Below are 12367 nucleotides of genomic sequence, written 5' to 3'. Positions count from 1 at the left end.
GTAGAACAAATAATGATTTATATAAATAGAATCAATGGAGGTTTCACATGGTTCATATCGTAAAAATTAGAGGGAGTGTTTTTGCACCATATGCATCGCTGGAACCTATTAAGGATCCTGTAACAGGAAGATCGTTTGAATATGCTGGAGATGCACGTGAGTTTACACCATACGCGGTGAACGCAAAGCGTTCAAGGTTAGAACAAGAAGTGAATATTGATTTTTATAAAAGAGAAATTTTCACATATGCAGATGCTTGTATCGTCACAGTGAAGATTATAAATCCAGATGGCTCAACTGAGTATCAAAAAGGAGAAACAAGTACAGAAAATATTGTATGTACGAATATCGTATGGGGCGAGGATGAAGTTTCATTTGAAATGAGAGCAAGTGCCAGTAATCCGTTAAATACGGCAGCACCTGCAGCTGATTATTTGTTGGCTATACGAGTTAATAAAAGTGGTACTGTGCATGTTGAAGGTGTACATGATGGTTTCCCTTGCTATGAATTTTATAAACAAGTAGATTTTGGTCCGTTTGAATCAATGTATACACATGATTTTAGAGAAACAAATGATACTCCAGCAGCACTAGCTGGAGAGATGGAATATAGCTTTAAAACGACAGTCTAAACATAAATATAGCGCTATTTTTAGAAGGAAGTAGAAAAGTAAAAGAGAAATCTATTGGTTTTAGGATTGAAATTATGGCCTATTTTACTCAATAGTATTCAGTATCTAAAATAAAATTATAGAGGTGTTTCTTATGACTAACATCGTGAAAATTAGAGCCAGTGTATTTATTCCAATGTCTTGGACTGAAGCTAAAAAGGATATGGAAACAGGAAAAGTAATTCAATTCGAAGGTGATTCACGTGAATTTACACCAAATGCGGTAAATACTATGCGCTCTAGGGTTGAGCAAGAGGTAGTAGTTGATTTTTATAAAGAAGAAGTGTTTTCATATGCGAACACAGGTATTACGACAGAGAAGATTACGAATCCGGATGGTTCTGTGAATAAAAGAACAGGGAAAGCAAGTACAGAGAATATTGTGTGTACTGATATCACATGGAATTCTGAAGGTGTGCAATTCAAAATGAGTGCGAGTGCAAGTAATCCATTAAATGTATATGCACCTCCTGTGGATTATGTATTACATGTATGTGTGAAACGGGATGGTAGTATTGATATTCAAGGAGAGCATGATGGATTCCCTTGTTTTGAATTTTATAAGCAAGTAGATTTCGGTTCATTTGAAAAAATATATACACATGATTTTAGAGAAACTGGTGATACAGCGGCAGCACTAGGTGGAGAAATGGATTATAGTTTTAAAAAGAGTTTATAAGAAGTGAGATAATAATGCAGTGTAGTTGAGAAATGCAAAAGTCAATAAAACCAGTGGCTTTTGCATTTTTACTATACGTTAGAAAGTTTCAAAAAAGGCTTTACAATATACCTTATAGGGTATATTATGTTATACAAAGTTACAAAGTAATGTATAATATAGTTATAAATACGGAGGTGGGTTACATTGGAATACAATCAAGATATGAAAAATAGATTGAAACGTATTGAAGGGCAAGTTCGTGGTGTACTTCGTATGATGGAAGAAGGAAAAGATTGCCGAGAGGTTATTACACAGTTAACGGCATCTCGTTCTGCACTAGATCGTACAATTGGACTTGTTGTTGGGACAAATTTAGAGCAATGTTTGCGTGAGCAGTTTGAAAGCGGTAATGGTTCAAATGAAGAGTTAATTAAAGAAGCTGTTCAATTACTTGTAAAAAGCCGATAATCTGTCAGACATAATTGTTGACAGATTTTCAAAAACATTTTAACATACCCCTACAGGTACGTGTATATAAATTATGGAGGAATCGACTATGGGTATAAAAGTAGATATGAATCTAGATTGTAAAGGTTTGGCTTGTCCGATGCCGATTGTAAAGACAAAGAAGGCGATGGAAGGATTGACGTCAGGGCAAGTGATTGAAGTTCAGGCAACAGATAAAGGGTCTACTGTAGATATACAAAGTTGGGCGAATAAAGTAGGTCATCAATATATCGGTACGAAACAAGAAGGTGATGTATTGATGCATTACGTTAGAAAAGCAAATGAGCATGAAATGAATGAAATAGTGAAATATCCTCATACAATTACGAATTCGGAATTGGAAGAGATAGTATTAAGTGGTGAAGAGTGTATTATAGTAGATGTTCGTGAAGCGGCGGAATTCGCTTTTGGTCATATTCCATCGGCTGTTTCCATGCCGTTAGGAGAATTAGACAGTGCAGCGTTAGATCAGACGAAGCAAATTTACGTTGTTTGCCGAACTGGTAACCGTAGTGATGTAGCTTGCCACATGTTGAAAGAGAAAGGTTATGCAAATGTGAAAAATGTCATTCCAGGCATGTTAGAGTGGCAAGGGAATGTGGAAAAATAAAATTTTTAAATAAAAATATACCTACGGGGGTAATTAGATGGATGTTAAAGCATTACAAGCAAAAGATGTTGCAGAGAAAGTTTTATTTGGAGAGTTGTTTATTTTAGATGTTCGAAATGAGACGGATTATGAAGATTGGAAAATTGAAGGGAAACAAGTTTCTTCTATTAATAAACCTTATTTTGATTTGTTAGATGGTGTAAATCATATTGTAAGTGAATTACCTAAGGATAAAGATGTTTTAGTAGTATGTGCAAAAGAAGGGGCTTCTATATTTGTGGCAGAGCAGTTAACAGAGGCTGGATTAGAAAATATTTATTATTTATCTGGTGGTATGAAGGCTTGGAGTGAATATGTAAAGCCTATAAAAGTGGGAGATTTAAAAGATGGCGGAAGTATGTATCAGTTTAACCGCCTTGGAAAAGGTTGCTTATCATATATGGTGATTTCAAACGGTGAAGCAGCAGTTATTGATGCAGTAAGAACAGTTGAAGCGTACGAAGAGTTTGCGAAAGAGCATGGCGTTACGATTACGAATGTAATGGATACACATTTACATGCAGACCATATTTCTGGCGGACGTAAGTTAGCGGAAAAAGTAGGTGGTACGTATTGGTTGCCGCCAAAGGATGCGGAGGAAGTTGTGTTCTCATATAAACCACTTGTTGAAGGATCTGTTATTACGGTGGGGGGTACTAAAATTGAAATTGACGCATTATACTCACCGGGGCATACGATTGGAAGTACGTCATTTATTGTAGATGATTCCTATTTATTATCAGGCGATATTTTATTTGTAGATTCAATTGGGCGTCCAGACCTTGCTGGGAAAGCTGAAGATTGGGTAAGTGATTTACGTACTACTTTGTATAGCCGATATAAAGAACTATCTCAAAATTTAGTTGTGTTACCGGCTCATTATTCAAAAATAAGTGAAATGGACGAGAGTGGTATTGTTAGTGCTAAATTAAAAGATTTGTTTGCGTATAATGCAGGATTAAATATTGAGGATGAGGGAGAGTTTCGTAAAGTTGTAACAGAGAATTTACCACCTCAGCCGAATGCTTACGAAGAAATTCGTCAAACGAATATGGGTAAAATTCATCCGAGTGTGGATGAAGAGCGTGAAATGGAGATTGGTCCAAACCGTTGTGCAGTTCATGAATAATGAAATAAACAAATAAAAAAATGGAGGAATAGATGATGAATGTAAAACAAGTATTAGATGCGAAAGGTTTAGCATGTCCAATGCCGATTGTAAGAACGAAGAAAGCGATGGATACTTTGCAAACTGGAGAAGTGTTAGAAGTACATGTAACGGATAAAGGATCAGTTAAGGATATTCCAGCGTGGGCAAATAAAGGTGGTCATGACATCGTAAAGCATGAAGAAGAAGCTGATGTGCTGAAATTCTGGATTAAGAAGGCGTAGCATGTTTATAAATGTAGAGAGGTTGGTTATATGAATACAATATTAAGTACGCTTTTCATTGTACTAGCTGCAGCGTTTGTTATTTCACGTTTTTTACCGGTGAAAGGTGTTCAAAATATAAGTGGGAAAGAATTAAAGCGTATAGCAGGAAAAAAGGGAAAACAATTTATCGATGTTCGCACAGTAGGTGAATATAGAGGCAATCATATGAAAGGATTTCAAAATATCCCGTTAAATGAGTTATCTAGTAAAGCAAATCAGTTAGATAAAAATAAAGAAGTAATCGTTATTTGTCAGAGCGGGATGAGAAGTAAGCAAGCAGCAAAAGTATTAAAGAAATTAGGGTTTCAGCACGTTATCAATGTTTCAGGCGGTATGAATGGTTTGTGAGGAGGGAATTTAAAATGAAAGAAATGACAGTAAAAGAATTAGCAGAAAAATTGTTACGTAAAGAAGAAGTAAATATTGTAGACGTACGTGAAGTAGAAGAAGTGGCCGAGGGGAAAATTCCAGAAGCATGTAACATTCCATTAGGACTATTAGAGTTTCGTATGCATGAGTTGGATAAAAAGAAGGAGTATATTATCGTTTGTCGCTCTGGCGGAAGAAGTGCAAGAGCAGTTCAGTTTTTAGAGAGCTACGGTTTTCAAGCGATCAATATGGTAGGTGGTATGTTAGCGTGGGAAGGTAAAGTCTTATAGTACAGGGATAAATGATTTGAGCCTTTTTATAAATAATAAAATACCCCTATAGGTAATTGGAGGGAGAACAATATGGAACAACAGAAGAAAACAACAATCATTTTATTTAGCGGAGATTATGATAAAGCGATGGCTGCTTATATTATTGCAAATGGTGCAGCGGCATACGATCAAGAGGTAACTATTTTTCATACTTTTTGGGGCTTAAATGCTTTAAGGAAAGATGAGCATGTGAAGGTAAAGAAAACTTTCATCGAAAAAGTATTTGGAAAGATGATGCCGCGTGGTGCGGATAAGATGGGATTATCAAAAATGAATTTTGCTGGTATGGGACCAAAGATGATTAAAGGTATTATGAAAAAACATAATGCGATGCCTTTGCCAGATTTAATAGATTTGGCGAAAGAACAGGGGATTAAACTTGTCGCTTGTCAAATGACAGTAGATTTATTAGGGTTAAAAGAGGAAGAGATTATGGAAGGGGTAGAGTTTGCAGGAGTCGGAGCATATTTAGCAGATGCTTCAGATGGGAATGTGAACTTATTCATTTAAATCACCTTCTTTTTAGAAGGCGGGGGATATAAGGTGAACTTAGTCGTATTACTTTTTATAATTGGGTTTATCGGATCGTTTATATCAGGAATGGTTGGAATTGGCGGTGCGATTATTAATTATCCGATGATCTTATACATTCCGGTATTGCTAGGATTTACTGGCTATACGTCACATGAAGTGAGTGGTATTACAGCGGTGCAAGTATTCTTTGCAACTTTTGCAGGGGCATGGGCCTATCGGAAAAGTAATGATATGGATAAAACGCTAGTTGTATATATGGGAGCTAGTATATTAATAGGAAGCTTCATAGGGAGTTTTGGTGCTAACGTATTAGCGGAACATACGGTCAATGTTGTTTATGCAGCGTTAGCAACAATAGCTGCTATTATGATGTTCGTACCGAAACGAAATAATGGTGATGAAGTGAAATATAATAAATGGTTAGCAAGTTTGTTAGCATTTATTGTAGGCGGAGCATCAGGCATTATAGGAGCTGGAGGTTCTTTCTTATTAGTTCCGATTATGCTAGTTATTTTAAAATTGCCGATACGCACAACAATAGCAACATCTATCGCAATTACATTTATTTCCTCAGTAGGGATTACGACTGGAAAAGTGATAACTGGGCAAGTAGTTGTAATTCCAGCTCTTATTATTGCGGTTGCAAGTATCATTGCTGCGCCGCTTGGAGCGCGAATTGGGAAGAGGATCAATCAAAAAGCACTGCAATATATGTTATCGATTTTGATTGTAGGAACTGCTGTTAAGATGTGGATTGATATGTTATCGAAATAAAAGGATGGTGCTGCTTGCAGCCCATCCTTTTACTTATGCCCAAATAACTTTCATTAAGTTTTTATATTCGTCATTTGCTAATTTATATAGCATTCTAGTATGTTCAAATACAAGTGCTGGATTAAAGTTTGGTTCTGAGAATGCAAGTGATGCTGAAATATCAATTGCATTTTGCTTGTTTAATGTGAATTTTGCAAATCGATAAGATGTGTTTAATTCATTGATAACGTGCAAAATGTCATTTGTTGCTGCTGCATCCGGTACGTGAGCAACATTGAAGCAGTATATATCTACAGTAGGATGTTCGTTTTGGAAAGCAGCGATAAGTTGAATTTTTGCACCAGCTTCTGTTTCTAATCCTACTGAAAAGTGAACAGAACCATCATTTTCATCTATATTTTCTTCCATGTATATATCGTTTGATTTTAAGTAGTCTTTAAAATCTGAGATGTTATGTTTTACTGCAGCTTTCATATGTATGAGCCCCCTGATAATTGGAATAGATTGCTACTATTTATTATAATTTAAAAATATTAAAAAAGATAGTTAGAAAGTTCTGATTTTTATTTCCGGATAAATAAAAAGAAGCAGTACTCTACCTCCATAGAGAACTGCTTCTTTTTTATTCATTGTCGTTAGACGATGTTTCTGTGTCTTCATTGCTATTTTTATTTTTTACTTCGTTGTTACTTGATTCTCGTTCACTTGAATTTTCAGATTTAGATTCTTTTGTTTTCTCTGTATTTGTTTTCTTCGAATCAGAGTCTGTTTTTGTATATGCAGGTAATCCGAGATGAGCACGAAGATCGTTTGTAACTTTTGCTAATTCTTTTTTATCTGGATTGTAGTAATACGTTCGGCCGCCACCAGCGGATTTGCTACATGTATCGTCACCTTTTTCCATATAGCAGTCGTCACCTTGAATTTGTAATTTCTCGATTTCTGAATCCGATCCGTACTTATAGAATGAAAGCATATCATCAAATGTTAAGTTTGTAACGAATTGCCCGTTAATATCATCAATGATGTTACCAACTTTTGTTACAGAGCCAACGCTTGTTAGTTTGTGTAAAATTGCTTCAATAACGAGCTGTTGACGTTGTCCACGCATTGCATCACTATCGATGTGGCGCGTTCTAGCAAGAGCAAGAGCTTCTTCGCCATTTAACTTTTGAACACCTTTTTCTAGGTGAATTGCCTCTGCATTATCATTGCTATCTTGCTCAGTAAATTCAACTGGTACATCAACTTCAACACCGCCCAAGTCATCGACGATTTTTATAAATGATTTAAAGTTAAATTTCACAAAATAATCGACAGGAACATTCATTAATTTTTCAACTGCATCAATGCTTGCTTGTGGTCCACCATTTTTTCCGTTTTTAGCAGAACCGAATGCATGAGCGTGTGTAATTTTATCTTTTTTCTTTTCTATTGGAATATAAGTATATGTGTCACGTGGGATACTTAATAGTTTAACAGTTTTGCTATCTTTATTAAAAGTTGCAAGTAAAAGCGCATCTGTTCTTATAGCGCCACCATATTCTTTCCCCCGGACATCACTTTCATCAACACCCATTATTAAAACAGAGACATTGTTTGTAATAGGTTTTACAGCTTTATCACGTAAATCAGATTTATCACCGCGCGCTAAATCATGTGCGGCATTTCGAACAGCAGAAGATGCTTTATTTACTAAAAACCAAGTATAACCGCCACCTACTATTAAAAAGAATAGTATAACGCTTATAATAATTTTTGTTTTTTTCTTACTTTTTTTCGGTTTACTGCGTGTATTTTCTTGCAAAGATGGGTTTTGCTCCATTTCTTGTACTCCTTCATTTGGATTGAAATACGACACTCATATCCACTTATTATAATGAAATTTAGCGAAAAAAAACATTACAAATCATTTACATTTCGTAAAAATTCAATTTATTTATAAAAAGTCAGATTTTATATATTTTATTTTTTAGATGTAGAATAAGTATAAGGTTTTTTAGTAGAAATGAAAATATGTATTATGAGAAAGTAATAGAGAAGTAAGATTTGTTGAAATATAGCCAAGAAGAAATGAGTAGGTTTACTAGTTTCTTCTATATAATAAAGAAGAATTTGACGGATAAAGGAGAGGACATAATGAATCATACATCATTCCGAGCAATCGTTGTGAACGAAATAGAAAGTAAGCAGTTTGTAAGAAACGTTGTCGAGAGAGAAGTAAGTAGTTTGCCTGAGGGGGACATATTAATACAGGTTCATTATTCTTCATTAAATTATAAAGATGCGCTTTCAGCTACTGGTAATAAAGGTGTTACGAGAACATATCCTCATACGCCAGGCATTGATGCAGCAGGGGAAGTTGTGAGTAGTGAAGATACTACTATTAAGGTAGGAGATCAAGTCATTGTAACGGGATATGATTTAGGGATGAATACTTCTGGTGGTTTCGGAGAATATATTCGCGTGCCAGCATCTTGGATTGTCCCTTTACCAGAGGGAATGTCATTAAAGGAAAGCATGATGTACGGGACAGCAGGTTTTACAGCTGCTTTATCGGTATATAAGCTTATGAGAGCAGGTATCACGCCTAGTATGGGAGATGTTTTAGTAACGGGTGCTACAGGCGGCGTAGGGAGTGTAGCTGTTAGTATTTTAAGTAAGTTAGGATTTAACGTAGTAGGAGCGACAGGGAAAATGGAAGAGGAAGAGATGCTACTACGTCTAGGAGCGAAAAAAGTGATTCATCGCGCGGAATTGAATGATGAATCAGGAAGACCGATGCTAAAAGGGATATACGCCGGGGTTATCGATACTGTAGGCGGCAGTATATTAGAAACAGCTTTAAAAATAGTAAAGTATGGTGGTTGTGTAACGACATGTGGTAATGTAGCAGGTCAGGAATTACAAACAACGGTATATCCGTTTATTTTGCGAGGCATAAGCCTTTTAGGGATAGATTCTGTGCAATGCCCAGTGGATGTGAGAAGAGATGTGTGGACGCTCTTAGCAAGTGAATGGAAAAATAATGAGGTACTATCTTATACAGAAGAATGTACATTAGAAGAGTTAGATGAGAAGTTTACACTTATATTGCAAGGAAAGTTAAAGGGAAGAACTGTTGTAAATATGAAATAAGAAAAGAGACGCTTACATTAGCGTCTCTTTCTTATTATAATGATTGTTTTAAATTGACTTTACCTTGTTCACCTAAAACACCATCAGCAATATTTACAGCGTGATCACCGATACGCTCTAAGTTACTTACCATATCAACGAAGATGATGCTTGCATCACCTGAACAGCTACGTTCGTTCAGACGTAATACGTGACGTTTACGAAGAACACGTTCCATTTGGTCAATTTTACGTTCTTTTGCAATAACCGTTTGTGCTAGTTCAGTATCGAAGTTTGTTAAAGCTTCAACTGCGTCTTGTAATGTTGAAATCGTTAATTCAAGCATTTCATTTAGTTCAGCTAGTGCTTCGTCTGATAGTGAAACGCGGTTTGAAATTTGGAAATCTACAAGTTCTACTAGGTTTTCTACATGATCACCAACACGTTCAATATCTCCAACAACACCAGCTAAAACGGAATGTTTTTCAGAGTCTGAAGGTGAGAGCGGCTTTTCTGATAGTAAAACTAAATACTCGGTAATTTTTTTATCTAAATTGTTAATAGCTCCTTCTAATTGAGTAGCCATGTTTTCATGCTTTTTATCTTGTGTATTTAAATATTGATTCGCTTCTTTTAAGCCGTGTAATGAAAATTCAGCCATACGCACAACCTCTTTTTGAGCTTCAGTTAAAGCGATAGCTGGAGATTGCTCAATAAAGATTGGATTTAAATGTTGCGGTTTGAAGTTAATAGATGAATCTTCACCACGAATGATTTTTGTTACGATCCATGCTAATACTGCAATAAATGGGAACTGAATGATTGTATTTGTTACGTTAAATGTTCCATGTGCAAATGCAATTGTCATTTCTGGATTTAAGTTTAATGACGTTTGGAAATACTGGATTAAACTTGTAAATGGTACTAATAAAATTGTAAAGATAATGGTACCGATAATATTAAAGATAACGTGAACTAATGCTGCACGTCTTGCTGCAATTGAAGTACCGATTGCTGCTAATACTGCTGTAATTGTTGTACCGATGTTATCACCGAACAATACAGGAAGAGAAGCTTGTAAATCGATTGCACCTTGACCGAATAGTTCTTGTAAAATACCGATTGTTGCGCTTGAGCTTTGTACAATTAAAGTGAACACTGTACCGACAATAATTCCTAAAATTGGATTGTCACTCATGCTAATCATTAACTCTTGGAATGACTCTAAAGAACGAAGAGGTTTCATACCTGCGCTCATTAATTCTAAACCGAAGAATAACATACCAAAACCGAATACAACTTGACCTACAGAATGTACTTTTTTATTTTTAAAGAAGAATAGTAAAATCGCTCCAACTGCCATAACTGGGAGAGCGTATTCTCCGATTTTAATTCCGATAATAAATGCAGTAACTGTCGTTCCGATGTTCGCACCCATAATAACACCGATTGCTTGTCTTAATGTCATAAATCCGGCACTTACAAGTCCGACTGTTAAAGCGGTTGTTCCTGAACTTGATTGGATTAATACAGTAACTAACATACCTGCTAGTACACCCATAAGTGGGTTTGTTGTAAAGCGATCTAAAATATCGCGAAGACGATCTCCAGCAGCTTGTTGCAGTCCATCGCCCATGTATTTAATCCCGAATAAGAAAATACCTAATCCACCAATGAATTGGAAGATCATTTCTTGAACATTATATTCCACGCATTCCACTCCTTAAATTTCATGTACGATGTAATTATTAACTGAACCTTGAGGCACTGTAAACGGTTTGTTAGTAAAATTTACACTAACTTTACAAAGAGATAAAAAGTTTACAATTAATTAAAGAAACAGCTGTATTTTATTGGTTTTCAGCTTATATAAATCTTAATTTTGTAAAGAAATCACACTTTTTAGAATAGTATTTTTCAGTTAAATATCAAGGAAAGCGTCTGAGAGTTCATCGTATATTTTTTGATGAAAGTTAAAAAAATATGTAGGGAAATGCATGTAGTTTTATAACATCAAAAATACGATAAAAAAGCCGCTGAAATTATCCAGCAGCTTTTTCTCTGTTTTTATCTCCATGCTTTTGTTTCCTTACACTTGTGATGTAAATGAACAGGAAAGCAATAAGGAGTAGAGAAGAATAGCGATATACAGTTGCATAGTTTGTAAAATGTGCAATGAATCCAAATATAATTGCGCCAGCACCAATTCCAAGGTCGAATGCGGAGAAGAATGTAGCGGTTGCGACGCCTCGTCGGTGCGGTGCTACTCGGTCAATCATCCATGCTTGCAGTGCAGGTTGGATCGCTCCAAAACCACTTCCGTAGCATGCTGCTGCAATAATTAAACTCGGAATAGTAGTTGTATACGACAATAAAATAATACCTACAAACGTAATAATAACTCCTGGAATGATAACGAATGTATGACCTTTCGCATCGTATAACTTTCCAGAAAACGGACGAGTGACAGCGATTGCCAGTGCATTAAATAAGAAGAAGAGGCTAATATCAGCAATTCCGACTTCGGTAGCGAATAATGTAATAAAGCTCCCGATTCCTCCGTACATTAATGTAATACATAATATTAATAATGAAGGAAGTAAAGCTTTGCGCTCGATAAATCCATCGAGGAAGGTACCAGATGTTTGCTTTGGTGGTTGCGGCGATTTTTTGATTTGAAGTAGTTTCGTTAATATTAATGAAACTACTGTACAGGAAAGTGCACATAAAAAAAGAATTGTGAAGTTATATGTTTGCATAAGCCAAAGTCCAATAAGTGGACCAAGCGCCATTGCAATTGTTCCAGAAAGACCGAAATACCCCATGCCTTCACCGCGTCTAGCTTGTGGAATTAAATCTGAAACGACAGTTCCATATGTAGTCGTTGTAATACCAAAACCAGCTCCGTGTAAAATTCGAACGGCAAGTAATAGGAAGACGGTTGAAGCGAAAAGATAACTACCCATAGCGAGTAAACAAATAGCAGTACCGATCATTAAAATGATTTTTTTGCTAAACTTTTGCAAGGCATTTCCCGTTAGTGGTCTAACAAAAAGTGCTGCAACGGTAAACATACCGACAACTAATCCGATATTGGAACTTGTTCCGCCAATTTCTTTCACATAAACAGGTAAAGTAGGAATTAACATTTGAAACCCTAAAAACATACATAAGTTTGCTAGAATTAAAGCAACAAACTCTTTCGTCCATAATGGTTCTCGTTTTACGAGTATTGCCTCTCCCATATATTCATCCCCTATATAAAATTTCTCTGTTCTTTCGAGTATATGTATTGGTCAATGTAACAGTCAAGGAAGGT

At 35.9% G+C, this 12367-nt stretch carries 15 protein-coding genes; 11 read left to right on the top strand and 4 right to left on the bottom strand.

Features of this window, described 5'->3' with window-relative positions:
* The first annotated feature begins 47 nt into the window (after positions 1-47).
* From AC3WVA_RS22920 to AC3WVA_RS22875, 10 genes are all read left to right on the top strand, one after another.
* The gene (locus AC3WVA_RS22920; RefSeq protein WP_087957437.1) at positions 48-632 is read left to right on the top strand and encodes a DUF3238 domain-containing protein; all 585 of its coding nucleotides are present in this window, start codon (positions 48-50) and stop codon (positions 630-632) included.
* Positions 633-765: 133 nt separating this feature from the next.
* The gene (locus AC3WVA_RS22915) at positions 766-1350 is read left to right on the top strand and encodes a DUF3238 domain-containing protein (protein WP_098520041.1); all 585 of its coding nucleotides are present in this window, start codon (positions 766-768) and stop codon (positions 1348-1350) included.
* Positions 1351-1536: 186 nt separating this feature from the next.
* A complete protein-coding gene (locus AC3WVA_RS22910; protein ID WP_000456206.1) occupies positions 1537-1800 on the top strand; it encodes a metal-sensitive transcriptional regulator in 264 nt (87 codons plus the stop codon).
* Positions 1801-1888: 88 nt separating this feature from the next.
* On the top strand, positions 1889-2449 hold the full coding sequence (locus AC3WVA_RS22905; RefSeq protein ID WP_247998777.1) for a sulfurtransferase TusA family protein: 561 nt from the start codon (positions 1889-1891) through the stop codon (positions 2447-2449).
* 37 nt (positions 2450-2486) lie between these two features.
* Positions 2487-3617 carry an MBL fold metallo-hydrolase gene (locus tag AC3WVA_RS22900; protein WP_098520039.1) on the top strand — a complete coding sequence of 377 codons (1131 nt, stop codon included), beginning with the start codon at positions 2487-2489 and terminating at the stop codon, positions 3615-3617.
* 32 nt (positions 3618-3649) lie between these two features.
* A complete protein-coding gene (locus AC3WVA_RS22895; RefSeq protein WP_048526303.1) occupies positions 3650-3880 on the top strand; it encodes a sulfurtransferase TusA family protein in 231 nt (76 codons plus the stop codon).
* Between the two features lie 30 nt (positions 3881-3910).
* Entirely contained in the window at positions 3911-4270 is a 360-nt protein-coding gene (locus tag AC3WVA_RS22890) for a rhodanese-like domain-containing protein (protein ID WP_071759281.1), read from the top strand.
* Positions 4271-4284: 14 nt separating this feature from the next.
* The gene (locus AC3WVA_RS22885; protein WP_071759280.1) at positions 4285-4581 is read left to right on the top strand and encodes a rhodanese-like domain-containing protein; all 297 of its coding nucleotides are present in this window, start codon (positions 4285-4287) and stop codon (positions 4579-4581) included.
* 72 nt (positions 4582-4653) lie between these two features.
* Positions 4654-5133, top strand: coding sequence for a DsrE/DsrF/DrsH-like family protein (locus AC3WVA_RS22880; protein WP_098520038.1), 480 nt, complete (start codon positions 4654-4656; stop codon positions 5131-5133).
* A 33-nt stretch (positions 5134-5166) separates the two neighbouring features.
* On the top strand, positions 5167-5931 hold the full coding sequence (locus AC3WVA_RS22875; RefSeq protein WP_071759279.1) for a sulfite exporter TauE/SafE family protein: 765 nt from the start codon (positions 5167-5169) through the stop codon (positions 5929-5931).
* 33 nt (positions 5932-5964) lie between these two features.
* Here the strand turns inward: AC3WVA_RS22875 and AC3WVA_RS22870 are convergent, their stop codons facing one another.
* Together AC3WVA_RS22870 and AC3WVA_RS22865 are read right to left on the bottom strand one after the other, a co-directional pair.
* Positions 5965-6405 carry a hypothetical protein gene (locus AC3WVA_RS22870; protein ID WP_098346396.1) on the bottom strand — a complete coding sequence of 147 codons (441 nt, stop codon included), beginning with the start codon at positions 6403-6405 and terminating at the stop codon, positions 5965-5967.
* Positions 6406-6553: 148 nt separating this feature from the next.
* Positions 6554-7756: an LCP family protein gene (locus tag AC3WVA_RS22865; RefSeq protein WP_071759310.1), complete on the bottom strand. Its 1203-nt coding sequence runs from the start codon at positions 7754-7756 to the stop codon at positions 6554-6556.
* Between the two features lie 227 nt (positions 7757-7983).
* On the opposite strand from AC3WVA_RS22865, the gene AC3WVA_RS22860 reads away from it, so the two are divergent.
* A complete protein-coding gene (locus AC3WVA_RS22860) occupies positions 7984-9069 on the top strand; it encodes an acrylyl-CoA reductase family protein (protein WP_142321041.1) in 1086 nt (361 codons plus the stop codon).
* Between the two features lie 34 nt (positions 9070-9103).
* On the opposite strand, the gene AC3WVA_RS22855 is transcribed toward AC3WVA_RS22860, so the two are convergent.
* Positions 9104-10759, bottom strand: coding sequence for a Na/Pi cotransporter family protein (locus AC3WVA_RS22855; protein ID WP_098346394.1), 1656 nt, complete (start codon positions 10757-10759; stop codon positions 9104-9106).
* A gap of 331 nt (positions 10760-11090) precedes the next feature.
* Positions 11091-12293, bottom strand: coding sequence for an MFS transporter (locus tag AC3WVA_RS22850; RefSeq protein ID WP_098346393.1), 1203 nt, complete (start codon positions 12291-12293; stop codon positions 11091-11093).
* Positions 12294-12367: the final 74 nt, after the last annotated feature.

This window comes from Bacillus sp. EB106-04-02-XG92, from assembly GCF_058791995.1.
Note: the sequence above shows the minus strand (reverse complement) of the source record. Positions and strands in the feature narration are given on the sequence as shown.